General features: G+C 28.5%; 20 protein-coding genes and 2 pseudogenes. 17 read left to right on the top strand and 5 right to left on the bottom strand.

Features of this window, described 5'->3' with window-relative positions; all coding sequences use genetic code 11:
* The first annotated feature begins 263 nt into the window (after positions 1-263).
* The 3 genes from recQ (at position 264) to OW730_RS22945 (ending at position 4,676) form a co-directional block, all read left to right on the top strand.
* On the top strand, positions 264-2,453 hold the full coding sequence (recQ, locus tag OW730_RS22955; RefSeq protein ID WP_271229617.1) for a DNA helicase RecQ: 2,190 nt from the start codon (positions 264-266) through the stop codon (positions 2,451-2,453).
* A gap of 97 nt (positions 2,454-2,550) precedes the next feature.
* Positions 2,551-3,042, top strand: coding sequence for a DUF5673 domain-containing protein (locus OW730_RS22950; RefSeq protein ID WP_271226379.1), 492 nt, complete (start codon positions 2,551-2,553; stop codon positions 3,040-3,042).
* A 224-nt stretch (positions 3,043-3,266) separates the two neighbouring features.
* Entirely contained in the window at positions 3,267-4,676 is a 1,410-nt protein-coding gene (locus OW730_RS22945) for an NAD(P)/FAD-dependent oxidoreductase (RefSeq protein ID WP_271226378.1), read from the top strand.
* A gap of 117 nt (positions 4,677-4,793) precedes the next feature.
* On the opposite strand, the gene OW730_RS22940 is transcribed toward OW730_RS22945, so the two are convergent.
* Positions 4,794-5,366: a DUF5698 domain-containing protein gene (locus OW730_RS22940; protein ID WP_271226377.1), complete on the bottom strand. Its 573-nt coding sequence runs from the start codon at positions 5,364-5,366 to the stop codon at positions 4,794-4,796.
* A 611-nt stretch (positions 5,367-5,977) separates the two neighbouring features.
* On the opposite strand from OW730_RS22940, the gene OW730_RS22935 reads away from it, so the two are divergent.
* From OW730_RS22935 to OW730_RS22910, 6 genes are all read left to right on the top strand, one after another.
* Entirely contained in the window at positions 5,978-6,316 is a 339-nt protein-coding gene (locus OW730_RS22935) for a PadR family transcriptional regulator (RefSeq protein WP_271226376.1), read from the top strand.
* Positions 6,317-6,322: 6 nt separating this feature from the next.
* The gene (locus OW730_RS22930) at positions 6,323-7,693 is read left to right on the top strand and encodes an FtsW/RodA/SpoVE family cell cycle protein (RefSeq protein ID WP_271226375.1); all 1,371 of its coding nucleotides are present in this window, start codon (positions 6,323-6,325) and stop codon (positions 7,691-7,693) included.
* 482 nt (positions 7,694-8,175) lie between these two features.
* Complete coding sequence (locus OW730_RS22925) at positions 8,176-8,871, top strand: response regulator transcription factor (protein ID WP_271226374.1); 696 nt, start codon at positions 8,176-8,178, stop codon at positions 8,869-8,871.
* Positions 8,861-10,330 carry a sensor histidine kinase gene (locus tag OW730_RS22920; RefSeq protein ID WP_271226373.1) on the top strand — a complete coding sequence of 490 codons (1,470 nt, stop codon included), beginning with the start codon at positions 8,861-8,863 and terminating at the stop codon, positions 10,328-10,330. The genes OW730_RS22925 and OW730_RS22920 overlap by 11 nt, the downstream gene beginning before the upstream one ends.
* A gap of 191 nt (positions 10,331-10,521) precedes the next feature.
* A complete protein-coding gene (locus OW730_RS22915) occupies positions 10,522-11,685 on the top strand; it encodes a TolB family protein (protein WP_271226372.1) in 1,164 nt (387 codons plus the stop codon).
* Between the two features lie 116 nt (positions 11,686-11,801).
* A complete protein-coding gene (locus tag OW730_RS22910; RefSeq protein ID WP_271226371.1) occupies positions 11,802-11,984 on the top strand; it encodes a DUF4177 domain-containing protein in 183 nt (60 codons plus the stop codon).
* 104 nt (positions 11,985-12,088) lie between these two features.
* Here the strand turns inward: OW730_RS22910 and OW730_RS22905 are convergent, their stop codons facing one another.
* On the bottom strand, positions 12,089-12,292 hold the full coding sequence (locus tag OW730_RS22905; protein WP_271226370.1) for an isochorismatase family protein: 204 nt from the start codon (positions 12,290-12,292) through the stop codon (positions 12,089-12,091).
* Between the two features lie 195 nt (positions 12,293-12,487).
* On the opposite strand from OW730_RS22905, the pseudogene OW730_RS22900 reads away from it, so the two are divergent.
* From OW730_RS22900 to OW730_RS22885, 4 genes and pseudogenes are all read left to right on the top strand, one after another.
* A pseudogene (locus OW730_RS22900) lies at positions 12,488-13,399 on the top strand (M15 family metallopeptidase); the annotation flags it as partial.
* A gap of 33 nt (positions 13,400-13,432) precedes the next feature.
* Positions 13,433-14,422, top strand: a pseudogene (locus tag OW730_RS22895) (amidase domain-containing protein); the annotation flags it as partial.
* 401 nt (positions 14,423-14,823) lie between these two features.
* Positions 14,824-16,230 carry a sensor domain-containing diguanylate cyclase gene (locus OW730_RS22890; RefSeq protein ID WP_271226369.1) on the top strand — a complete coding sequence of 469 codons (1,407 nt, stop codon included), beginning with the start codon at positions 14,824-14,826 and terminating at the stop codon, positions 16,228-16,230.
* A 188-nt stretch (positions 16,231-16,418) separates the two neighbouring features.
* On the top strand, positions 16,419-17,648 hold the full coding sequence (locus OW730_RS22885; RefSeq protein ID WP_271226368.1) for an NAD(P)/FAD-dependent oxidoreductase: 1,230 nt from the start codon (positions 16,419-16,421) through the stop codon (positions 17,646-17,648).
* Positions 17,649-17,924: 276 nt separating this feature from the next.
* On the opposite strand, the gene splB is transcribed toward OW730_RS22885, so the two are convergent.
* Positions 17,925-18,935, bottom strand: coding sequence for a spore photoproduct lyase (splB, locus tag OW730_RS22880; protein WP_271226367.1), 1,011 nt, complete (start codon positions 18,933-18,935; stop codon positions 17,925-17,927).
* 163 nt (positions 18,936-19,098) lie between these two features.
* On the opposite strand from splB, the gene OW730_RS22875 reads away from it, so the two are divergent.
* Positions 19,099-19,536 (top strand): hypothetical protein, encoded by a 438-nt coding sequence (locus tag OW730_RS22875; RefSeq protein ID WP_271226366.1) that lies wholly within the window; start codon positions 19,099-19,101, stop codon positions 19,534-19,536.
* Between the two features lie 133 nt (positions 19,537-19,669).
* Here OW730_RS22875 and OW730_RS22870 read toward each other — a convergent pair whose 3' ends face one another.
* Positions 19,670-20,383, bottom strand: a complete 714-nt coding sequence (locus OW730_RS22870) for a metallophosphoesterase family protein (protein WP_271226365.1) — start codon at positions 20,381-20,383, stop codon at positions 19,670-19,672.
* Positions 20,384-20,673: 290 nt separating this feature from the next.
* Here OW730_RS22870 and OW730_RS22865 point away from each other — a divergent pair, with 290 nt between their 5' ends.
* From OW730_RS22865 to OW730_RS22855, 3 genes are all read left to right on the top strand, one after another.
* The gene (locus OW730_RS22865; protein ID WP_271226364.1) at positions 20,674-22,068 is read left to right on the top strand and encodes a rhodanese-like domain-containing protein; all 1,395 of its coding nucleotides are present in this window, start codon (positions 20,674-20,676) and stop codon (positions 22,066-22,068) included.
* Positions 22,069-22,083: 15 nt separating this feature from the next.
* Positions 22,084-22,488: a hypothetical protein gene (locus OW730_RS22860; RefSeq protein ID WP_271226363.1), complete on the top strand. Its 405-nt coding sequence runs from the start codon at positions 22,084-22,086 to the stop codon at positions 22,486-22,488.
* A gap of 132 nt (positions 22,489-22,620) precedes the next feature.
* Positions 22,621-23,832, top strand: coding sequence for an NADase-type glycan-binding domain-containing protein (locus OW730_RS22855; protein ID WP_271226362.1), 1,212 nt, complete (start codon positions 22,621-22,623; stop codon positions 23,830-23,832).
* 85 nt (positions 23,833-23,917) lie between these two features.
* On the opposite strand, the gene OW730_RS22850 is transcribed toward OW730_RS22855, so the two are convergent.
* Positions 23,918-25,588: an RNA polymerase sigma factor gene (locus OW730_RS22850; protein WP_271226361.1), complete on the bottom strand. Its 1,671-nt coding sequence runs from the start codon at positions 25,586-25,588 to the stop codon at positions 23,918-23,920.
* Positions 25,589-25,715 lie beyond the last annotated feature (127 nt).

Genomic DNA, 25,715 nt, shown 5'->3' with positions numbered 1-25,715 from the left:
TACTAAAGAACAATAAAATGTAGGTTCTGATATAATTCAGAACCATCCATCATTATACATTATCCATTATCAATTATACATTTGTTTTCATCTACATTATCTTAAAAGAGAAAAAGCTTCAAGGTACATGTATATGGAAACAATTTTCAATAATAATCAATATACCCTATTGGAAGGAGAGTAACATGGAAGGTATAATGTATAGTAGAGATGAAAATGAAAAAGTGAAGACATTGAAGAAATTTCATGAAAGGGAAAAGATGATGATTAAAGAAGAATTAAGGAGTAATCTTAAAAAGTATTTTGGTTATGATGAATTTAGAAAAGGGCAATTAGATATAATTGAAAATATATTAGATGGTAATGACGTATTAGGTATTATGCCAACAGGTGCAGGAAAATCCATATGCTTTCAGCTTCCTGCTTTAATTTTAGAGGGAGTAACTATAGTAATCTCCCCATTGATTTCACTTATGAAGGATCAAGTAGATGGTCTTAATCATATGGGAATCAAAACTACATTTATTAATAGTACACTGAATGATAGAGAAGTGGAAGAGAGATTTCAAGAGATAATGTATGGGAATTACAAACTCGTTTACATTGCACCGGAAAGATTAAAATCACATAAGTTTATTGAGATGATGTATACAGTGAAAGTATCAATGGTGGCTATAGATGAGGCTCACTGTGTGTCCCAGTGGGGGCATGATTTTAGATCCAGTTATAGATATATAAAAGATTTTATAAGTTCTTTTGAAGAAAGACCTACTGTATGTGCATTCACTGCCACTGCAACAGATATGGTTAAAGAAGATATTATAACTCTTTTAAGATTAAGAAAACCATATACATTGACAACGGGATTTGATAGAGAAAACTTGAAATTTCAGGTTGAAAAATGTGATGATAAAAAAGAATATATTCTTAACTATATAAGGGCAAACAAAGGAAATACCGGAATTGTTTATGCATCTACAAGAGCGGATTGTGAATACCTTTATACATTTCTTTCTAAAAATGAAATTAAGGTTGCTATGTATCATGGAGGATTAAGTGAGGAAAGTAGAAGCAGCGCGCAGAATGATTTTTCTTTTGATAATGTAGATATTATGGTGGCTACCAATGCTTTTGGGATGGGTATAGATAAATCAAACGTTAGATTTGTAATACATTATAACATTCCTAAAAATATTGAAGCATATTACCAAGAGGCAGGAAGAGCAGGGAGAGATGGCGAAAATAGCGAATGTATTTTAATTTTTGATCCAAAGGATATAAATGTTCAGAGTTTCTTCATTGATAACAGTAATCTTCCACCACATTTAAAGACCATGGAGTATGAAAAATTAAGAAATATGATTGATTATTGTAATACAACAAGGTGTCTTAGAAAATATATATTAGAGTATTTTGGAGAAGATGTTCAGTATGAAGAGTGTGGCAATTGTAGTAACTGTCATGGTGATTATGAGGTTCAAGATATAACAATAGAGGCTCAGAAAATATTCTCATGTGTATATAGAGCTAAAGAGATGTATGGAGCTGGAGTAATAGCTGAGATACTTAAGGGATCAAGAAATAAGAAAATCATAAATAATAGATTAAATGAAATAAGTACTTATGGACTTATGAAAGATCAAACAATAAAGAAGATATCAATGCTTATAAATAAATTAACAGCTGATGGATATTTAGATGTTACCAAAAGTAGATATCCTGTGCTAAAGCTAAATAATAAGTCTGTAGATATTCTAAAATCAAAAGAAAAGTTATTAATTAAGCTTCCTGTAGTAAAAGATACTATTATTGAAAATGATGGATTATTTAATGAACTTAAGGAGTTAAGAAAGAACATAGCTGATAATGAGAATGTTCCACCATATTTAATCTTCTCAGATGCATCATTAAGAGATATGTCAATAATATATCCTCAAAATGAGAGTGAGTTCCTTATGGTAAAAGGAGTTGGAGAACAGAAACTTAGGCTTTATGGAAAGCAATTTATTGAAGCAACATTAAAATATATTGTAGAAAAAAATGTTAGCGATGAAGAAATCAACAATAATAGAATAATGAATAATAGAATTATGAGTAATAAAAAGAATGAAGATAAAGTAGATAATAAGAAGAAAACAAATAAAGTCTCTAGTAGTAAATCAGATAAAATAAAGAGCTTTGAGATTACTTATGAAATGTATAAAGAAGGCAAAAGCATAGAAGAAATTTGTTGTGAGAGAGAATTGAAGCAGATATCAGTTGAGGGGCACCTTGTTACAGCTTTTAGTGAAGGCTATGATCTTACTATTGAAGAATTTATACCAGAAAAGTATATTTCTTTAATTAAAGAAAAGATGAATGAAATTGGTTCTGAAAGATTGAAACCTGTAAAAGATGAACTTCCTGAAGAGGTAGAGTATTTTTGGCTTAAACTAATAAAAGAAGTTTTATAAATTAATTAATAGCCACAGTTCAGTTATAATTGACAATATTGTAGCACCAAGGTAAAATTTTCATTGAGATTAAATGTATATTGTGGAGGAGCTAGATATGTTTACTTTAAAAGTAATTTTTTCAATTAGTATTGTTTTAATTGCAGGAGTATTATTATACAGTAATAAAAAGACAAAAGTTAAGCTTGGAACAAATATGTTTCAAGGGAAAGTTAAAACAAAGAGCAGTATTAAACTATTACTATTAGCAGTACTTGCATTAGTAGCATTAAGTGGTGTTTTAGGTGCAGTGAAGTCTGGTATTAATGATGGAACACTTTTTAGTATAGGAGTATGTTTTTATATATGTTGCCTATTGTATATGGAGCACAATAATTTTATTATTTCAAGAAGTGGGGTAATGTACAATAATATAACAGTAAGTTGGGATAGTGTTGATAGCTATGAATGGAATGATAATAAATTAAAAATTGTTTTTAGAGTACCAAACAGATTAACACATGGAGTAGTGACAGTAGATAATAATCAGAAAAGAGAGATTGATAGGATTTTAAAAAAATATATGAAAAAAGCAGAGAAGAATAATTAATATAAAAACTCAGTTCAGATGAACTGAGTTTTTTTGATTATTTCCTAATAGAAAGTTGCAATTAAAAAAGTGGATGTATTGTTTAAGGTAAATTACAGAATTATCTTAAGTAAATTTTGTTTGATAAAAGAGAAAAGGTGGGGTATAATAAAAAAGCAGGACACGAAAGATTTTTTAAAATCATAACCGAATGTTCGCAAAACTCATTATAAGGAGGAAGAATTATGGTTTATGATGTTATTATTGTTGGTGCAGGACCAGCGGGGATTTTTACAGCTCTTGAGTTGGTGAGAAATAATTCACAGAAAAAAATTCTTTTAGTGGAGAAGGGAAGAAGTATTGATAAGAGGTATTGCCCAAAAGAAAAAACAAAAAAATGTGTTTCTTGTAAGCCGTATTGTCATATCACTACAGGCTTTTCTGGAGCTGGTGCTTTTTCTGATGGAAAGTTGTCACTTAGCTATGAGGTTGGAGGAGATCTTCCAGAATTAATAGGTAATGAATTTGTTCAGGAATACATTGAGTATACTGATAAAATATATATTGAATATGGTGCAGATACGAAAATCGAGGGAATTGGTAATAGTGAAGAGATTAAAGAAATAAGAAGGAAATCAATTGAAGCTGGATTGAAATTAGTTGATTGTCCAATAAGACATTTAGGTACAGAGAAAGCTCAAGAGATATACTACAGTATACAACAGACACTTATTGAAAAAGGTGTAGATGTAATTTTTGAGCATGGTGTTAAAGATATTTTAATTGAAGATGGTGTTATAAAAGGAATAGATGTAGAAGATTTAAGAAATGGTGAAAAGAAAGTATTTAAAGGTGAAAAAGTAATAATCTCAACAGGAAGAAAAGGTGCTGATTGGCTTAAGAGTATGTGTATTAAACATGATATTGATCATCAAGCAAGTACTGTTGATATTGGTGTAAGGGTAGAAGTTAGAAATGAAGTTATGGAAAGAGTGAACAATGTTCTTTATGAGTCAAAGCTTATAGGATATCCAGAACCATTCAGAAATAAGGTAAGAACTTTCTGCCAGAATCCAGGAGGATTTGTAAGTCAGGAGAATTATGATAATGATTTAGCTGTTGTAAATGGACACTCTTATAAAGAGAAGAAATCAAATAATACGAATTTAGCTATTTTAAGTTCTCATAATTTCTCTGAGCCTTTTAATAAACCTATAGAGTATGGGAAAAAAGTTGCTGAATTAGTAAATATGCTTGGTAATGGAAGAATACTAGCTCAAAGATATGGAGATATTCTTGATGGGAAAAGAACATGGCAGCATGAATTATCTCAGTCAAATTTAAAACCAACTCTTCCAGATGCGGTTGCAGGTGATATTACATCAGCAATTCCATATAGAACAATGTTGAATATACTTAACTTTATAAAAGCAATGAATACTGTTGTTCCGGGATTTGCTAGCAGAGAAACTTTACTTTATGGTCCAGAAATAAAATTCTATAGTAATAAGATTAAGATAACAGAGGATTTTGAGACTAACATTAAAGGATTGCATTGTCTAGGAGATTCTAGTGGATGGACTAGAGGTCTTATGATGGCATCTGTTATGGGTGTTCTAATGGGAAGAAAGATCTTTGAGGAAAGTAATAAGTAAGATATGTACAAGATGAGTACGAGTTAGGAATGCTTCATTAATTAGCAAGGGGAGAAGGATAGTACAAACGGAACCTTGCAATGCTTGTACTATATATTCGCGAAGGAGACTTTTAGATTAAGCTGAAAGTCTTCTTTTTCTTTTTAATAATGACTTTTGTGTTGGAACGATATTTGTTGGTGTTATTTTACCATGTATTTTTGAAACGTTCTTAATCTTCATTGTTGGATCGTATATATCGTGTTTTTCAAGTATATTTTCAAATATTTTAAATTCTTTTTTCTTGATAACAATTTCAATTTTATATCTTCTATCTCCGTGATTACCTCTTACTGGATAGTTGTTTACAGTATATCCAACAGATCTTAAAGATTCAGCTACCGCAATCATCTTATCTTTATTTGAGAGAAAAAGATCAATCTCAATTATTCCTAAGGCTAATTTATCGTCTACTTTTCCTCCTATGAATACTCCCATACTTTTACCTAATGCGAATGCTAAAGTATAGTGAATACCAGTAGAACTAGTTACTTTTGATACAATAGTTGCAAAGATCATTGCGTCAACGAACACTACGAAGTATACGGGGTTCATGATTTTTTTCGAGATTAACAGTGTTTTCAATGTTCCAAGAACATTAGTAAAGGCAGTTATTAAAAATAATGTTGCTAGTTCAAATATTAATGTCATAGACATCACTCCTTTCAATTTTTGTATTGTTTATATGAACTTACATATTTCAAAAATTCTTTAAAGTTATGTAATTATTAATCTTATTTTCTATGTGATAATTCCGGGCATGGAAAATAAAACTTACTTCCCATTAAAATTTTAATAAGGAAAAAGCTATTTATAAAAAATTGCATAACAAAAACAACCTAATAAGGTTTATAAAAATTACATTTATAACACTTTTAAAAAGCCGGAAAAATTTAATCAAAATGAAAAATAATATGATATTCTAACTAAATGATTGTATTTCGTAGGTTTATGAAAAGTTGTACATCGTAATAATATATTTTGAAAAATTTTATTTGAAGCTAAACAATGGCTTGTTCAACTTGTTCTATGCATTATATCATAAGTTTGGAATTAATGCAAGTTTTAGATTACAAAAATCTTTTAATAAAGCATGGAATACGTAAGGATATAACAAAAATAATATAGTTATAACATTGAATATATGTTAATTATTGCAATTAAATACATGAAGTGCTATAATAATACCTAGATTATCGATACCTCGAAAATCTAGGTATTGTCTTTTAAGAACATAAAAATTGGTTGAACGGAGGGAAAGAATGAAAATTAGTAAAGAGCTACAAAAAGGCAGCAATATAACAATTATTCTTAAAATGCTGGAGAATAGATCTATGTATGGCTATGAACTGATAAAAGTTATTGAACTTAAATCAAATACACTATTTAAATTTAAAGAGGGGACATTGTATCCTATCCTTCATGCCCTTGAACAAGAAGGTGCAATTGAATCTTATTGGGATTCTTCTAATGGAAGAAGGAGAAAGTATTATAGGATATGTGAAAAAGGTAAGAGAATGTTAAAGGAAAAAGAAGAAGAGTGGAATTTATTTAAAGGGGCTATAGATAGTATACTTGATAGCTCTCTAAAGGGGGTATAGAAGGGGATGGAATCAGTAATAGAGCGGTATCTAGATGAGGTATGTTCATATATTAAATTTAAAGAGGTACATGAAGAGGTAAAAGAAGAGCTTAGATGTCATATCCAAGAATTTGTTGAAGAACTTGTAGATAGAGGTATAGAAGAAGAGGAAGCTGTGAAAAAGGTGATTAAATCAATGGGTAGCAGTGATTTGGTTGGGGAAAGATTAAATAAAGTACATAAGGATAAGATTGATTGGATTTCATTAATAATTATATCTTTTTTATCAATATTAGGAGTGGTATCAATATACTTTATAAGTTTATCTCATGTAACTAGAGATGAGCCAGTAGTTCATGCTATGAGTTATATGAGAGTAAATATATTTTATAGTTGTTTAGGTATTATACTTCTAGGGATATTTTATATTTGGGATATAAGGAAGTTAAAAAAATATTCATTTTTAATCTTCTTTGGAGTAATTGTTTTATTTGGATGTGTAATGGTAAATAGAAATACTATGAATGGGAGGTTAGTTTTAAGCCTAGGAAGTAATATATCAATAAGTTTATATCCACTTGTATTTCTTTTTATATTGAGTTCATGTGGAATTTTAGATATAGTAGATTGGGAAAAAAGAAGAAATTTATGGTACGGATTCTTAATAACTATTGTACCAGTGGTAATTTTAATGATATGTAAAAGTACTAGTCTAACATTTGTTTATTTAACAATAATCTTAACATTAATATTTAGAAGTAACATTAGAACAATAGATAAGATAATAATATTATTAGGAAGTTTAATTCCTGTATTTGTGTTTTTAGGAAGCAGTGAGTATTTCATAAATTCAATGTTAAAACAAATAGATTATATGAACAATATTGATGATTATGGTTTTATTCGGTATAGAATACATTATCTCTTGAAAGATGTTAAAATGTTTGGAAATGGTTTTCATATTCAAGGGTTACCTTTACCAGTAATGGAATCTTCATTCATAATGGTATATATAATTATTTCATTGGGTTGGGTTGGATTTGGATTTGTAGTATCTATGATAGGAGTTTTATTTTTTAGAATTATCAACAAAATTGGTTTGTATAATAATAGATATTTAAAAAATATAAGCTTAGCGTTTTTTCTTTTACTATTTATACAAGCATTATTACATATACTTGGAAGCTTGAATTTAATACCAACGACCTTTCATGGGTTAATGCCTTTTGTAAGCTATGGCAGAACAAATATATTATTGAGCTTTACAGCTTTTGGATTTATATTAAGTTCATATAGAAGAAGAAATTTAAAGCTTGAAAGCAGGGAAAATAAATTAGGTGTATTTAAAAATAAACTTCCTTACTTAGAAGTTAAATTAAGGTGGAGAAATAAATAATAAAAGGACAGGTCAAATAAATGGCCTGTCCTTAGTATATTAATAAAAATATTTCTAAACTTAGTTTAAAACAGCAGAGAAAAACTGTCAAATATATATAAAATCTCGCCTAATATTAAAAATCAAATCAATAAAATAAAATAAAGTTAAAGTCGGACAGTAATCATATTAAACTAATATGATTAATTCTCTGCTGTGTAATATAAAATTAATATGTATTTTGAAAGTGGTGAGCTTTGAAAATAATATTAATAGTATAACGAAGTACGTTAAAATTCCTTAAGTGAATATTCATTCACTTAATAATAACATATTATCATAATTAAATCAATGATAATAATAATTTGTAATAATTGATAAGGATTTGCAAATGAATATAATAAACTCTTGGTAATAGTTTATAAAAAAATTATACTAACTTGTGAAAATAGCTTGAATTAAATTAGATGTAGTATATAGTTATATAAAAAGGATGTGAAACGATGGAAGAGAAGATATTAGTAGTAGATGATGAAAAAAGTATTGCTGATGGTATTGCATATGCTTTTAAAAGAGAAGGTTATATTGTTGAGAAGGCTTACAATGGTGAAGAAGCATTGTATAAAATACAAACCTTTAATCCTCATATACTTATTATAGATGTAATGATGCCTAAAATGAGTGGTTTTGAAGTATGCAGGAAATTAGATAATAGACAAAATCTTGGGATTGTAATGCTTACTGCTAAAAGTGATATTATTGATAAAGTTTTAGGGTTAGAATTAGGAGCAGATGACTATATAACAAAGCCTTTTGATATAAGAGAAATATTAGCAAGAGTTAAATCTCTGATTAGAAGATTAAATAAACATTCTAATCAATCAGAAGAAGCAGACATACAAATAAAAGAGCTGAAAGTGATGATAAAACAAAGAAAAGTAATTATCAAAGGAGAAGAGATAGAACTTACTCCAAAGGAATATGATTTGTTAGTACTGTTGTTGGCACATTTAGATAGAGTTTATACAAGAGATGAACTTTTAGACTTAATATGGGGAATGGACTATATAGGTGGAACAAGGACAGTGGATATTCACATTCAAAGACTGAGAAAAAAATTAGGTAAAACCTACGATAATATCATACAAACAGTATATAGAGTAGGATATAAAGCTGTAGGTGAAATTTATGAAGATTAGTATTAAGGTGAAATCAAGTGTGTTTTTTGCACTACTGTTAGTTTTCACAGTAGGTATATTAAGCACATTAGTGTTAAAGGGAATAGAAAACAAGCAAAAGAACGATTATGAGATGTATTTAGCACGACAGGGGAAAATTGCAAACACATATATCAGTCAAATAGATCTTACAGAACCAATAGAAGATACAAAACTATTTTTGGAACAAAATGCACAAGAACTTGTATTATATTTAAATTCAATAAATGGAATGCATGCTGTAATTTATGATATAGAAGGAAAAGAGCTATTTAATACTTTATACTATAATGTTAGAACAGATGTTGATGATATACTCTCTCATGCCTTGAAAAATCAAATAGCATATAAAATTGTTGGAGATCATGTTGAATATATAGCTCCTCTGTATAAGGGGCAGCAAATAGGAGTTGTTCAATTTCACTATTCACTAAAAAAAAGTATAGAATTTTATTCAGATATAAAGTCACTTTTTATTAGAATAGGAGCTGTGGTATTTATATTAAGTTTCATAGGTGCTTATTTTTATTTTGATAGATTTTCTAAAAGTATTTTTAAACTTAAAAAAGATACATTGGATATTAAGAAGGGATTATATAGTAATATTGTTCCACTTAAGAGAAATGATGAACTTGGGGAATTAAGTGAAGGAATTTATTATATGAGCAGTGAAATAGAAAAAAATATAACAAAAATTGAAGATGAAAAGCAAAAATTAAAGTTAGCAGTGCAAAAGTTAAAAGCATTAGAAAAACAGCAGAAAACTTTTATTGGAAATATAACACATGAATTCAAAACACCGCTTACAGTTATAAAAACATATATGGATCTATTGGATTTATATTCAGATGATCCAAATTTACAGCAAGAAGCAAAAGAGAATATCCTTAAAGAGACTCAAAGATTATATGATATGGTAGAGAAGATTTTACATCTATCATCATTGGAAAAATATGATTTTGAATGTCAATGTGAAGAAGTAGATGTAAAAGTTGTTCTAGAAGAAATATGCAGCAGGATGGAAGGAAAAGCTCAAAAGTTTAATATTAGTATTATAAAAAACTTACAATCAGGTTTTATTTTAGGTGATAAAGAGAATCTAATGCATATTTTTATCAATTTAATAGATAATGCTATAAAATATAATGAAGCTAATGGAAAAATATTTATTAATAGCTACACTAAAAACAAAATGGTAAATGTTGAAGTATCTGATACTGGAATTGGAGTCCCAGAAGAATCTAGGGAGAAGATATTTGAACCTTTTTATACTGTCTATAAAGATAGAGCAAAAAAACAGGGAGGAACAGGGGTAGGGCTTTCCCTTGTAAAAGAATTAATTGAAAAACAAAAAGGTAGTATTACTTTATTAGATACAGAAGAAAAAGGAACAACGTTTTTAATTACATTTCCAGCTTTGTATAGAGAATCCATAGTATAACTTAATTTATACATACACCTTAGAAAAAGCTATACGATTATTGCTCAAAATCGGAGTACACCTTAGACCTAGTATAAGTTTAGTTATACTCGAATCTCTTTAAAGTTCACAATTTAGAAACAATTAGAGATACTTTTGAAATAACAATTAGTTATAGTATCCTTATTGAAGTAATAAGGAGGAAATTAAAAATGAACAAAAGAAATTTGATTATTGGAACATTAGTAATAAGTGCTTTAGCAGGAGTAGGAGGATATGCAACCTACAGAGCAGAAGGACAAGAAAATAATAAAAAAATCACTATAATAAAGGATACAAACGATATTATGGCAACTGAGGTTGCTGCATCTAAAGTTGATTCTTATGAAGGGATAACAGGATATGATTGGTTAAATGAAAAGCAAATAGTTATTACAAAGGAAAATGAATCATTGGAACAAATAAAAATAATTAGTAGTAAGTTAAAGGCTAATTTCAATGTGAAAAATCTATATTTATTTGATTTGAATTCTAAAGAAGAAAAAGGCATTGGTGACCAATCAAAATCCCAAGATGGGGCAATTTTTTCACCTAATAAAGAGTATATGTTTTATAGAAATGAATTTGAAAAAAGTGCTACAGCATATATTGCAGATTCTAAAGGAAATACAAAAGCTGAAATTTTGGATAGTGTTATACACGAGTATGATTTGAGTGAGGCTCAATGGATTAATGATAAAGAAGTAATTATTCCTTGTCATAGTATTAAAGGTTTTGCTGTCATAAATATTGATGGAACTATAAGCAAAATAGAAGATGTAGAAGAGGGAATAATGGGAACAGAAGATCCATTAAAGGGACTTAGTATCACAAAACCTATGAAAGTTGGAGATAAAATATATTATGTAACGATACACCGTGGTTCAGATGATGATGATAAAATAAAAGTTTATGATATAAATAATAAAGAATATAGAATTTTAGTTAAAGATGATGTTCATGAATTTAGTTCATCTCCAGATCAAAGTAAATTTCTTATGGTTACAGCAAATATTGATAAAGATGTAAATGAACTGATTATAACGGATTTAGAAGGAAAACAAAGAGAGCTTTTAGCAGAAGGATATATTTTTGGTGCAAGATGGTCTCCTGATGGAACAAAGATAGCTTATATATCATATGGAGAAGGTAAGGAAGGTCTTTATCTAGTAGATGTAAAAACCAAGAAAAAATCATTGATTTCTGCAGGTGAATATTACTTACCTATTTCATGGAGTCCATCTGGTGAAAAATTAATGGTTCATAGTACTAAACCAAAAGATAAGGATAGACCATTTGATGTAATGGGTGTTACTAATGTAATTACTTTAAAGTAAGGATGTAATTTAAAATAATTGTTGAAATTGGTATTATTAGCCTGTATAATGAAAAAAATAATATAAAATAGTATGGACTAGTCTTTTCACAATACTTATAGAAAGGAATGAGTTATATGTATAAATATATATATGTTGAAGCAGATGCACAGGGCTTATTATTTCAACAGGCAAATCATAGAGAATTAATTGATAAATATAGTGCAGAAGGTTGGAGATTCGTTACTGCTATCCCTTCAGAATTTAATGGAGAGGGTAGAATCAAAGAATTTGATTTGGTTTTTGAAAAAGAAGAATAAATATATAACTTTAAGAAAATGTAATTTGATAATACTTTTGTAAGTGTAGAAAAACTCTTGGATTTTAAATCCAAGAGTTTTTTTCTACACTTTAAATATAAATCTTATTCAGCTTTGAGTATTTTCTTTTCAGCTTCATAAGTGGACCATACAGCGTTTGCAATAAAATTAAAATTAGCTAGTGCTGCATCATAACCATCCATTCCTTCAAGAGTAGCAGCTGCAGTAGCATCTTTTACAACTATAACTTCAAAGCCTTGTTTTATCAACTCTCTCATGTGGGATTCTACACATAAGTTTGCAGACATTGCGGCAAATATTACTTTTTCAAGTTTTCCTACAAACTTCCAATTATAATTTCTTTATTCTTTTTTTATTATTCTTTATAAATCATAGTATGTTTTTTTTGAAATATCTCATATTAAACATATACCGCTAAATCTATATACAAAAGAAGGGTGTTTAAAATGAAAATTAGCTCAAAGAAATTAGTTGTTTGTATAATGTTATTTAGTTTATTTACCAATACAAAATTCATAGCAAAAGCTTCAAATGAATGTGATTTAGAGAATAAAGAAAAATTAAATACTTATGAAGTAACAATGAAACAGGATATCTTATCTTTAATGATGGCTTATCCAGAGTACATTGAAGATGTGGAATGTAACGATAATGGAATGGTATATTTAATAATGAAATCAGGTAAGAAAATTCTTTATGATGATAAGAAGGAAAAGATATTTGAGGGGAAGTTAGCAAATTCAGATCTACAAGATATGATGGAACAAAGATATCCTTTAGAAGCTAGTACAAAATTAATGGATAAAAACTTTGATCCAGGACGTCTAAGAGTATATGCATTACTCAATGAAGTTTATGGTGATTCAAAGAAGAAGATAGAATCTAATTTAAAGAAGACAAATATAGGATACAGGTATTATCAATTTAATGGGAACAATAAAGCAGCAAAATCACTAGAAGCTGCTATGAGAGAAATAAACACACTATCTCAAAGTAGAAAGGATATTTATAATTGCCTTTTTCCAGCCAACGGAACATATAACTATCGGTATATCTCAGGTACTAATAGGTTGAGTCCACATTCATTTGGAATTGCGATTGATTTAAAAAGAGATAATAGAGATTATTGGAAGTGGGCTTCAAAGAAAGATGGAGAAGAGAGGTTAGCATCTTATCCTAAGGAAGTTGTTGAAATATTTGAAAAATATAATTTTATATGGGGAGGAAAATGGTCACATTTTGATATTTTACACTTTGAATATCGACCTGAAATTATTTTAAAAGCTAGATATTTTGATAATGAGTACAAGGATGAAGATGAATGGTATGAAGGAGCACCAATCAAAGAAAAGAATGTTAAAGGTTATATAAAAAAAATTAACAAAGCATTTAAAAATAAAAAGAAAGTAACAAGTACTACTAATTTTAATGAAGAAGTAGATAATTATATAAATCAGATTTTTAAAAATCGAAATAAAGCTATACTGGATAGAGATTTGGAGTTAATTAAAACTTTTTATGATACTAAGACCAAATATGGTACTTGGGCATATGAACATGAAAAAAAGAAAGTAGATTATATTCATAATTGGGAACAGAAACAAGGTGTAAAGTTTACTGATATATCTTCAAATGTAATGATTAAAAAGATTATAGGTAATGAGGATAATTACACAGTTTCATTACTATGTTGTACAGAGTATAAATATATATATGAAAATCAGATAGAAGTAAATAGAGCTAGAATTGGAACTACTCACTTTATGAATATTATGATGACTGAAGATAAATGGGTAATTACAAAGGAATGGTATAAAGATCCTTTTGCAGATTCATTAAACTTAGAAAAGCTGAATGTAGATTCAATAAAAGAATTTATTACTTCTCAAGGTCAAAGAGATTTATCTGGTATAGGAGACAGAAGAAAAAATGCTGTAGATTATGCTCACAGATATTGCGGTGCAGCAAGTGAAGAAAAATACGGGTTTAAATATAATAAGAAATATAGAAATTATAATCCCAAAGGTGGAGATTGTGCTAACTTTGCCTCTCAAATATTATTTGAGGGAGGAAAGTTCTCAAAAAATCGTGCTTGGAATTATAATAAGAAAGGTGCTACAGGGCCTTGGTTAAATGCAGGTAAATTTAAGAATTATATGCTTTACAATGGGAGAGCCTCATTAATTGCATATGGAGATTATGAGAAAGTATATAAAGCTTCATATAAACTACTCCCAGGAGATTTTATAGCATATGAAAAAAAAGGTAAAGTTACGCATGTTTCAGTAGTTACAGGAGCTGATTCAAAAGGATATTCTTTAGTTACTTGTCATAATACTGATAGAGACAATGTTCCTTGGGATCTTGGGTGGAATGATAAGAAGATAAAATTTTGGCTTGTACGTGTACATTATTAATATTATGTAAAATGAAAAAATCATTGATATTTGCAAAGTATCTGCTTTGAAAGTAGAGAAAAACTCTTGGATGTATGCCAAGAGTTTTTTTCTTCTTAAGGAAATTGAAAATTTTCATATAAGAATTATGGCATATAATGTTCCACATATAAATAAGTTACATATTTGTGTGGAATATGTCGAATTTTCGGATAATATGGTATAATATAGAGAGGTTATATATTATACCATATTAAAAGGAGAAAAATATGTATAAAAATAAAAAATATATATTGCAAATAATAATAATTATTATTATTTCTTTTTTAATATTTAATGTTTTCTTCTATATTAATATAAGAGAGGGTAATAAAAATAATTTTTACGAAGTGGGGAGTAAGATCACATCTGAGACTAGTAATATGTTAAGAAGTTGGGTTGAAGATCAAATAAGGGTAGTGAAAATGATTTCAACTGAGCCTAAAATTATAAATTTATGCAGATTTCCAGAAAATGAAGAAGTTGTAGAGGAAGGTCATAAATTTTTACTTCATATACATGACCTTTATCCTTATTATGAAAATCTACCGATTAGTGTTAAACTTCATAAACCAATTGAAAAAAATGTTAACGGAAATGAAGTTACAATAAATAGTGGAGAATTTCTAGTTGATACTGTTGGTGGTGAAACTATTGGAAAGGGGGGAATGGGTTATTCTTATGTTGAGGAAATTTTTAAAGGAAAGGACTATTTTATTAGTGAAATTTACCCAAGTATATTAAGAGATAATCCTATTTTTGTAATTAGCGCACCAATTAAATATAATGATGAAATTATAGGTGTGGCAATTATTTCTCCTCAAATGGACTATTTTACTAAAACCTTTGTAGATAATGTAAACTTTAAACAAACAGGGTATCAATTTTTTATTGATGATAGAGGTGCAATTATATCTCATCCTAATAGGTCTTTTATATTAGATTTAAATCAAAAAACTAAAGATATTGGTAAAGGGCTTTTAAAAAGGTTCTCTAAGAATGAATATTTTTTTGAAGATAACATTTACCAGAATTCAAAATATTATATTGGAACTAAAGTGAATTTTGATCAAAATAATATTAAGCATAATTGGTACATTGTATTTACTCAAGCAAGGAAAGAGGTTTACAATAACTCCAATAGGTTTTTGGGTATTCTTATTGCTATGATATTTATTGTGACAGCGGTTGTGGTTTGGGCTATATATCTTGTGTCAAAAATAAATCAGAAGGAAATATATGAAAGTAAATTGAAAAAGTTAAATGAAGATTTAGAGTGTAAGGTTGAAGAAAGGACTAAGGTTTTAAAAAGACTTTCAGTAACTGATAGTCTCACTAATTTGTTTAATCATCAAACTATATATAAGAAATTAGATGGAGAATTAAATCGAGCCAAGAATGACAATTTTTCTGTATATATTATTATGGCAGATATAGATCACTTTAAAAGGGTTAATGACACTTATGGACATCAAATTGGTGATCAAGTTATAGTGAAAACTGCTAAGATTATATTATCTAATATAAAAAGGACTCATATAGCTGGACGATATGGAGGAGAAGAGTTTTTAGCTATTTTATCTGATATAGAGTGGAAGGAAGCCATGGAAATTGCAGAGAAAATAAAACAAGATATATCATCTATGGAGTTTATCCATAAAGAGTTGAAAGTAACCATAAGTATTGGGCTTTGTAAATGGGAAGGGGAGAGCTATACTGACTTAGTTAATAAAGCTGATAGGTTACTATATAAAGCAAAAGAATTAGGAAGAAATAGAATAGAGGTTTAAAGAAAAACTATAAATTTAAAAATAAGAAACTGTTATTTGAAGATATAACAGTTTCTTATTTTATTAAAGTTATATATGCAAACCAAGTAGGATACTTAAGAAGCGTACTTAATTTTATCTTCACTTTTTTTGATATAAAAAAACTTTTATGTAAAAACTAAATACATATATTTAGTGGAGGTAATATGATGAAAGTAGTTACTGGAGATACTATTTGGTCAAAATTAAATAATATACCTAATAAATATACTTATATTAGCGAAAATATAGAATGCGATGTTGTTATAATTGGAGCTGGGATAACTGGAGCGCTATGTAGTTATTATTTTACAAAAGAAAATGTAGATACAGTAATTCTAGATAGAAATATAATAGGATATGGAAGTACAAGAGCAAATACTGCTATACTTCAATATGAAATTGATGTAGATTTAATTGGATTAAAAGGAATTATTGGAGAAGAAGATGCAGTTAAGTGCTTTAAAGAGACTAAGAATACATTGTATGAAATAAATGAAGTAATAAAAGATATTGATGATGATTGTGGATTTCAAATAAAGGATTGTTTATATTATTCGTATAAAAATAACGATATTAATTTTCTTAGAAAAGAATATGACCTAAGAAAAGAAAATGGATTTGATGTAACATATATTGATGAAACGAAATCTAAGGGTATGTTTTCATTTGATATAAAGGGAGGCATATACTCAAATAATTTAGCTGGCGAAATTGACCCTTATAGATTGACCCATTCATTAATAAGAAAAGGTGTAGAAAATGGATTAAGGGTATATGAAAATACAGAAGTAGTAAATATAAAAAATGAAAAACATAATGTTCAGTTAACCACAAAAAATGGATTTAAAATAAAAGCTAAAAAAGTTATCATTGCAACTGGATATGAAGCAAGGAATTACTTTGATAAAAAGACAGCTATATTAACTAGAAGTTTTAATATAGTTACTAAACCATTAACTGGTTTTGAAGGATGGTACAATAAATGCATTATAAGAGACACAGAGAATGCTTATACATACATAAGAGCAACAGAAGATAATCGTATAATTATTGGTGGAGAAGATGAAAAGTTAGGTGGAGAAAGAAGTAAAATGTATAATCTTCAAGATGAAGATGAATTTTCATATAGAAAATATAATACTTTATTTAGTAAGTTAAAATCATTTTTTCCAGATATTAATGATATTGAAATGGAGTATGGGTTTAGTGGCTTTTTTGGGGAAACAAAAGATGGACTCCCATATATAGGAGAACATAAAGATTATCCAAATCATTATTTTTGTTTAGGATATGGCTCTAACGGAACAATATACGGACTTATGGGAGCTAAATTATTAAGAGACTTGTATTTTGGAGATAATCCACCGATTTTAGAGTTATTTAAAATAGACAGATGAAACAAATACATAATGGATAATGTAAAATGTAGAATGGATAATGATTGACATTTCACTCTGTGAAATTTTAATCGTATATTATTAGAGAAGAAATATTTACTCGTATCATTTAAAAGAAAATATTGTACACTAAATACAATATTTTATCCCAGATAAAATGAGTAAAAAATTCTTTCCTAAAGAACAATAAAATGTAGTTTCTGCGGTAGCAGAAATATCCATCATTATACATTATCCATTATCAATTATACATTTGTTCTAAAGCGTAAGCGTTTTTTATGTAAAGTATTCAATTTCAGCATTAATAAAATTATTATTTATAAGCGCTGTAATATACTCTTTAATTTCAGTGCTTTTTTCTTTTGGATAGACATATTTAAATTTTCCATAAGGTCCCCATTTTAACATTCTCTTTTCTTCATCTAAATCAAGGGCAGTTTTAGGAAATCTGGTTAGTATTAATTCTTTTGCAGTAGATGTAAATCTATGTTGTATAAGTTCAAAGGTAATTATGTCAGTATAATCTTCTAATTGTGATTTAAGTTTATCAAGTAATTCTTTATATTCTTCCTTCCAGTTATCATAAAGCATAATAGGTGCAATAATAAATCCAATAGGGTACCCCGCATTGGCAATTTTTCTAGCAGCTTCTATTCTTTCTTCAAAGCTAGATGTAACATGCTCAAACTTATTAATTACATATCGTGTATTTATACTGAATCTAAATTTAGTATGGTTATTATGTTTTATATTTAAGAAAGAATCAACATTATCATATTTTGTTATAACTCTAAGTCTTCCCTTTTCACTTCTTCCAAAAAACTCTATACACTTTTTTAGGTTTCCAGTTAAATGTTCAAGAGCTACAGGATCAGTAATACTTCCAGATTCGAAAGTAGTAATGTTAGGTGAATTATTATCTATATGTTCTTGAATAACATTAAGTATATCGTCAATATTAACAAATACCTTCATAAAGGGTTTCTCACCTTGAGTTGTTTGAAGATAGCAGTACTCACAATGACCTGGACATGAACTAGACAGAGCAAATTGATAATCTGCAGAGGGCTTGCAGCTTCTTAATTTCTTTTGAAAATTTACAGTAACATAAATAGTCTTTTTAGCTTTAACATAGCTTTCAACTGGTGATTTTCCTTCGATTAAAACTTTTCTTGATTTAACTATTGGTATATTTAGCTTTTCTAATTGTTCTACAGCCTTATTACCCACATCATATTTTAAAATTCTAGGATCTATATAGGCTATATCAGGTATAAACAATTTCATTTTTAACACCTCAAAATATTATTTATATTTACATCAAAAGTAGTGATTTTTTAGTTATAAAGCATTATAGAGATATTATTTACTATGAAAATAGAAATTATTAAAGTAACTAAAGCGAGTATAAATCATATTTTATATTATATTTATTTTCTAGGAGGAAAATATGTTATTATACGATTATGAGGATTTACTTAACAATGATTTAATAAGAATTTATGAAGAACCTCAGGAAGAGGGAGAAATAGGAGAGTTTGAATCATATGAAATAGCGCCTATAAATCAAGGGCGGTTTAATCCCGTCGGGATGGATTTGTTAAGACAGAAGAATCAACCCCCTAAGTCACCACCACCTTCATATCTTCCATCTAAAAAAGACGCTAATGTTGAACAACTGGAAATAGGTACTACAGCTGTAGCGCCAGGAAGTATCAAGATGTGCTTATATAGATATGTTTATATATGGCAGAGAAATGGAAGGTCATATTGGGCTTATTTAACATTTGTTAATAGACGCTCAATTGCAGGATGGAGATGGGCAGGATACAGATGGGTATACTTTGGAGTAGACTTAAGAAGTATTGATAGTTTTGTGTGTTATTAATGTATGATTTAGAAGGATATCATCTTTTAATTTAATAAAGATGATATCCTTCTACAATTATTAAAATTTATAAAGGAGTTAGTTATACAAATTTAATCATATGGGGAGAGGCCTTTTTTAAACACTTTTACAATTACTTATAACCAAGACCAAAAAACACCTTTGAAATTAAATCTTTGTCAGGATAATTTAAATTATTAAAAGTATTAAGAAATTCTTCCCTATCATATTCTATATTTACTTTTTCAACAGTGTACATATTATCGTCAATTGTTATTAATGTATAATATGTCTTATTGTCTTTTCTGCATCCACTGGAACCTACACAAATATAATCAGCATTTCCTACTAATTTAGTTTGCTCTAAATGGTGCTCATGTCCATAGAAAATTACAGATGCTTTTACATTACTAAACATTTTGTCAAGATTCTCTATGTTCCTTTCTTCATTAATATAAATAAATTTATTATTTTTTCTTGCGTAGTGGGTAAAGGCAAAAGTTATACCTTCTATCTTTTTCTGTATAATAAATGGTTTTTCTTTTAACTTGTCTCGTAATTCATTATTAAGTTGTGACTTAATCCATTCTTGATGTTTTGTTTCATTACTACCAACTTCAGGGAACTTATCAGTTCCTTCTATAAAATACTCTTCATGATTTCCCAGTATAAGAGTAATATTCTCATTTAAAATCAATTCTAGACATTCTTTTGGATTAGGGCCAATTGCGATAGTATCACCCAAACAAATAACATCATCTAGATTTTTACTCTTTATATCTGTAACTATTGATTCTAAAGCTTGTATATTTCCATGTATATCAGATAATATTGCAATTCTTTTCATCGATTTTTCTCCATTTCTTTTAAGTTAAATTTCTTTGTCGTGGTATTTATTTAATATAATTGATAAATTTACTATACTACAAAGATGTGCAATGATGCTATTGAATATATGATCCTGTAAATAAATATAGCAAATAAATGACTTATTGACCTTGTAAGATTACGGCTTAGTTGAATAGGAAAATTCTATGTTAAATTCTTTCTCTATAGAAAAAAACTATACTTCTTTACAGTGACTTGAGATAATTATATACTATTACAGAAAAACGTAAGAGGAGTTGACCATAGATTATGAAGAAAAAGCTTTTATTAATATTATCTATTATGATGGTTATTTTCGGTCTTGTTGGATGTACAAGTAAAGAAGATAAACAAGAAGTAAAGAATAATTCTAAACAAGAAATAAAAAATGATTCAAAAGAGGAATATACTAGTATAAACACTGAAAAGGTTCAAGAGGCATTAAAAGATAACTCTTGGGTAATAGTAGATGCTCGTTTAAATGATGCTTTCAATGGATGGAAGTTAGATGGAGTTAGTAGAGGTGGGAGAATTAAAGGTGCAGTAGATTTTTCTGCAAACTGGTTAAAAGTTGAAGATGATAATAAAGAAAAGATTCTAGATGAAGCACTTGAAACAAAAGGTATATCAAAAGATAAGAATATTGTTTTATATGATGCTAATGGAAATGATGCAAAAGCAGTAGCAGAGTACTTAAAAGGTAAAGGATTCAGTAATTTATATGTATTTGATGTTAATGAGTGGGCAAATGATGAAAGCTTGCCAATGGAGAAATATGAAAACTATCAGTTAATTGTACCAGCAGTAATAGTTAAAGATATTATTGATGGAAAGAAACCTGAAAGTTTTGAGAATGCTAAGAATATAAAGATTGTTGAAGCAAGTTGGGGAGAAGAAAAAACTTCTTATGCTAATGGGCATATTCCTACAGCATTTCACATTAATACAGATTCTGTTGAACCACCACCAGCTTGGATGTTAGGTGATGACGAAACGCTTAAAAAGTTTGTACTTGAACATGGTTTTACAAAAGAAGATACTGTAATAGTTACAGGAGAAGAACAAATGGCTGCATACAGAGTAGCTACAGTATTAAGATATATCGGTGTAGAGGATGTAAGAGTTTTAAATGGTGGAACAACAGCGTGGACTATGGCTGGATATGAACTTGAAACTACAAGCAATAAACCTGCTGCAGTTACAGAGTTCGGTGGAGTTATTCCAGGAAATCCTGATGTAATTGATACAATGGATGAAACAAAAGCTGGATTAAAAACACCAGAGAAATTTATTTTAGTAGATAACCGTACTTGGGATGAGCATATAGGTAAAGAAAGTGGATATTCATATCATGATATAAAAGGTAGAATACCTGGAGCTGTATTTGGTTATGCAGGTAAAACAGATTCATATTCTCTAGATTATTATAGAAATATAGATAAGACTATGAGAAATGCAAAAGAGTTTATTGCACTTTGGGAAGAACAAGGAATAGATACAACTAAGCATTTATCATTTATGTGTGGTAGTGGTTGGAGAGTTGCTGAGATATACACTTATGCTGATGTTTTTGGACTTGATGACATAGGTATTTACAGTGATGGATGGATCGGTTGGAGTAATGACTCTGGTAATCCAATTGAAACAGGAGAGCCTACAAAGTAGAGGAAAGTGTTCACAATGAAGAAAATTATTAATGCGCTAATTTATGGAGTTGAAGTTAGTATATTAATAGCGCTTATAGTATTAGAATATTTATCAGGATATAGAGCTGGTGTTATGAGACATCTGTATTTCAAAAAGATGGAGTACCTATCTAAAATATATACTCAAAATGGAATGATGATTCATTCAGTGATAGTATTGGCTTTATTTATAGGATTGGTACTTATATATAAAAACAGGTTGAATAGAAATCGTAAACTAAGTATGGTTAGATATATCATTTACAGTATTATTCTAGTAGGTGCATTTTACCTTCCATACTTGAAGGATTTAAAATCATATGCTTATATTTTGATGTTTATAGAAATTCTAATTGGAACTGAGGCAATAAAAATAATATTTATAAATAAGGATGCTTAGTGCTGCTGCACTAAGCATTTTTTTCTTTATTATCTAGTTATTCATACCAATAAATGATATAATTTCATATAGATTTACATTATTGTAATATTTATTAATAAATTATGGCACTAGATTTTAGGAGGAAAGTTAATGAATAAAAAATCATTAAGAAAAATTACTTATTTTATAATGTTAATTGTTATTATGGGGACTACAGCCTGTAAAGGAAATAACAATACAGATAATGTTCAAATTTCTAGTAATAGGCAAGTGGAAAATCAAGAAGACAATAAAGTTGATATTCAAGAAGAAAGTAATGAAAAAACAAAAACTGATAAATCTATGTTTAGAGGAAGTATTTATGAGGAAAGATTTAAAAATCTTGAATATCTAAAAAATAATGATTATGATCTTAAAAAAACTAATGTAGAAGAAATAAAGGATTATATCTTGACATCAGAGTATATACTAGGATATTTAGGGGTAAGAGATGAGAATGGAACATACGGTGGTAAAGCAGCAGGGAAAGTTGTTAGAAAATGGGATGGAAAAGTCTATACTGAAATTTGGCATGAGTATTGTGGCATATTGAATACCATGGAAGAAGTAACAGACTTACTTGGAGATTATTATACAGATAAAACAATAATGTATCAATTAAGAAGAGAGCATTTTAAAGTGTTTAATAATAAACTGGCAGTAATATATGCATCTGGAGAAGGGGCAAACTTTTTTGATAAAAAATCAAAGGTTAAGATTATAAAAGATGAAGAAATGCTAAAAGAAGTAGCAATAGAAACATTTTGGGATCCAGGTGATGGACAAGCGGGTGATGCGATTTATACTATAGAATTAATTGATGATAAATGGAAAATAACAAATATTAAAGGGTTTACAGTAGATGATTATATAGATGATAATAATGGGATACAATTTTCTTTTATAACTTGGGATAAAATATATGCATCATCAGTTTTAACTGAGGGGGGATATGATTATAATCCTTATTTAGTAGATGATGGGGCATTTGATACTGCTTGGGTTGAAGGAACTGCTGAGGATGGTATTGGAGAATGGATTGCTTTTGAAAGTGATAAAGAGATATTTGTATCAGGAATAGATATTAGAAATGGCTATGGAAAGTCAAGTGAATTATTTAAAAAGAACAATAGAGTAAAGAAGATGGAAGTTCAATTATCAGATGGCAGTATTTATACTTTTGATTTAAAAGATGATGATTGGTATCAAAGTTTTGAGTTTGGAAGAAAAATAAAAACAGATAATATCAAAATAACTATACTTGAGGTATATGAAGGAACCGTGTATAGAGATACTTGTATAACAGAGATTAATGTTTGGTAATGTATACAATTCATTTTGTTGGAGATGTTTTTCATATACATATAAAACCGCCAAACACCATTGTTTAGCGGTTTTTGTTTAATACTTATTTTATTAAAACTAACGTAAGAGGGGTACCAGCTTCAGGTGTTGGGGGAATATAAAGCTTTTTATCCTGTGCAGCAAATATATATGTGTAAATACCAAAATACCATAAGTCAAGATAAGTAAAATAGTCAATACAACCTTTATTAACTGGAGGCATATTTTTAGAATGCATTTCAGATATAATTTCAACAAGTTCTTTTGTCTTTGGTTCTAGTTTTTTTAATAAAGGTACAAAAATTTCTTCTTGAAGTTGTGTGAGTTGTTCTTTTGACATAATAATAAAGTTTGGTTTAAACTTATCATTATTTTTTGATACTATACCATTCTGTACATTTATAGCCAATTTCTCTTTATCTTCAACAGATAATTTATTGATATCAAAATCAGTATCAATCAATGAACAAAATAGTTTATGCCATAATTTTCGAGAGTTTTTATTTGTATCACTAACAATTTCAGGATGATAACTGGAACCTTTAAAATTGTAAAGACCTAGCCAATAATAACTTTCGTATTCACCATTAGTGGCACAAATATCAGAACATATACCATAGAAATCGCTCCAACCTTTTGGAGTAAAGTATCCATTTGGATTTAACTTTTGATTATCAGACAAGTCATTACCAATTATATAATATTGTCCACCATCTGGGCGAATAGGTCTATCATTTTTTTCTTTAAGCTTAACTGCAATATCAGAATTTCTACTAAAATAGCTTAGGAACAGCATAATAATTGACCACATGAGCTTTTCAGTTTCAAAATCTGAACCATAAAATCCTATTTTTTTAATATCTGATTCATGATTATATAAATAATTAATGATTTTATCGATATAGTCTGTTCGAGTTTTACTATATAAATCTCCTATATCTTGTCTATGTTTCTTGCCTATAATAGGAAAAGTTGTGCTGTATTTGTTACCATTAAGAGTTAGAAATTCTCTGTCAATAAGCCAGTTAAGATCAAATTCTAAATAAGGTTTTGGTACCCCTGTTAACTTTGAAATTTCATCTATAGTTTTTAAATTATTGTAGCATAGGAGGCAAATGTTTTGTCTAATTAAACTTTCATTAACTCTTTTAGTATCAGGATTAGGTCCAGGCATACCGGATAAACCTAAAATTAATTTTCCTGGTCTGTAAACATAAGAATTATCTTTTTTCATACTATCAAACTCCCTTTTCATTTTTTTTCGTGCGTCAAATAGGTGCCACTTTACGGCACTATCAGTAATATTCAATTTCTTTGCCACTTCTACTATTGATAAGCCATCGAGATAATGGAGAATCATCGCTTCTCTTTTTATATAGCTTAAATCAGCAATCTTTCTTCTCATGTAATCAAGCTCATATGCAATAGCTTCTTTTTCTATAATATCTTTGACAAAGTCGAAGCCATCCCAGAGTGATTCATCTATTAATGCAGAATTCTTATGTTTTGATAATGTTCTAAGATTATTACACCATACAAAATGAGCTACCTTCCAGATGAAATTTTCAATTTTTTCAATCTTTTTTTCTTTTGTAATAGCTGAAAATACCTGTAATAGAACTTCCTGAGCCAAGTCTTCACCATCTATACGGCTACCTGTCTTTTTTACAGCCCAGTTAAGAATCTTAGCTGAGTATTCATCAGTTATTTGTTTAAAAAGTTTTTGATAATCCATTTTCTCACCACCTAATTTTTTGCATTCACCTATATAGTAACGGGAGTAGTTGATAGGTTAGTTAATTATTAAAATTTTTTATTTTTTAATTATATCACATGATTTCTCTTATATGGGTTAAAGTGGG

Source organism: Oceanirhabdus sp. W0125-5 (assembly GCF_027938815.1).
In the GTDB taxonomy this organism is placed as follows: Bacteria; Bacillota; Clostridia; order Clostridiales; family Clostridiaceae; genus Oceanirhabdus.
The sequence above is the reverse complement of the archived record's forward strand: the minus strand, read 5'-3'. Positions and strand labels throughout refer to the sequence as shown.

Excerpts from the sequence above, each read along its gene's own strand:
- recQ (WP_271229617.1), top strand. The coding sequence starts at position 264 with ATGATTAAAGAAGAATTAAGGAGTAATCTTAAAAAGTATTTTGGTTAT.
- OW730_RS22950 (WP_271226379.1), top strand. The coding sequence starts at position 2,551 with ATGTTTACTTTAAAAGTAATTTTTTCAATTAGTATTGTTTTAATTGCA.
- OW730_RS22945 (WP_271226378.1), top strand. The coding sequence starts at position 3,267 with ATGGTTTATGATGTTATTATTGTTGGTGCAGGACCAGCGGGGATTTTT.
- OW730_RS22940 (WP_271226377.1), bottom strand. The coding sequence starts at position 5,366 with ATGACATTAATATTTGAACTAGCAACATTATTTTTAATAACTGCCTTT.
- OW730_RS22935 (WP_271226376.1), top strand. The coding sequence starts at position 5,978 with ATGAAAATTAGTAAAGAGCTACAAAAAGGCAGCAATATAACAATTATT.
- OW730_RS22930 (WP_271226375.1), top strand. The coding sequence starts at position 6,323 with ATGGAATCAGTAATAGAGCGGTATCTAGATGAGGTATGTTCATATATT.
- OW730_RS22925 (WP_271226374.1), top strand. The coding sequence starts at position 8,176 with ATGGAAGAGAAGATATTAGTAGTAGATGATGAAAAAAGTATTGCTGAT.
- OW730_RS22920 (WP_271226373.1), top strand. The coding sequence starts at position 8,861 with ATGAAGATTAGTATTAAGGTGAAATCAAGTGTGTTTTTTGCACTACTG.
- OW730_RS22915 (WP_271226372.1), top strand. The coding sequence starts at position 10,522 with ATGAACAAAAGAAATTTGATTATTGGAACATTAGTAATAAGTGCTTTA.
- OW730_RS22910 (WP_271226371.1), top strand. The coding sequence starts at position 11,802 with ATGTATAAATATATATATGTTGAAGCAGATGCACAGGGCTTATTATTT.
- OW730_RS22905 (WP_271226370.1), bottom strand. The coding sequence starts at position 12,292 with ATGTCTGCAAACTTATGTGTAGAATCCCACATGAGAGAGTTGATAAAA.
- OW730_RS22890 (WP_271226369.1), top strand. The coding sequence starts at position 14,824 with ATGTTAAGAAGTTGGGTTGAAGATCAAATAAGGGTAGTGAAAATGATT.
- OW730_RS22885 (WP_271226368.1), top strand. The coding sequence starts at position 16,419 with ATGAAAGTAGTTACTGGAGATACTATTTGGTCAAAATTAAATAATATA.
- splB (WP_271226367.1), bottom strand. The coding sequence starts at position 18,935 with ATGAAATTGTTTATACCTGATATAGCCTATATAGATCCTAGAATTTTA.
- OW730_RS22875 (WP_271226366.1), top strand. The coding sequence starts at position 19,099 with ATGTTATTATACGATTATGAGGATTTACTTAACAATGATTTAATAAGA.
- OW730_RS22870 (WP_271226365.1), bottom strand. The coding sequence starts at position 20,383 with ATGAAAAGAATTGCAATATTATCTGATATACATGGAAATATACAAGCT.
- OW730_RS22865 (WP_271226364.1), top strand. The coding sequence starts at position 20,674 with ATGAAGAAAAAGCTTTTATTAATATTATCTATTATGATGGTTATTTTC.
- OW730_RS22860 (WP_271226363.1), top strand. The coding sequence starts at position 22,084 with ATGAAGAAAATTATTAATGCGCTAATTTATGGAGTTGAAGTTAGTATA.
- OW730_RS22855 (WP_271226362.1), top strand. The coding sequence starts at position 22,621 with ATGAATAAAAAATCATTAAGAAAAATTACTTATTTTATAATGTTAATT.
- OW730_RS22850 (WP_271226361.1), bottom strand. The coding sequence starts at position 25,588 with ATGGATTATCAAAAACTTTTTAAACAAATAACTGATGAATACTCAGCT.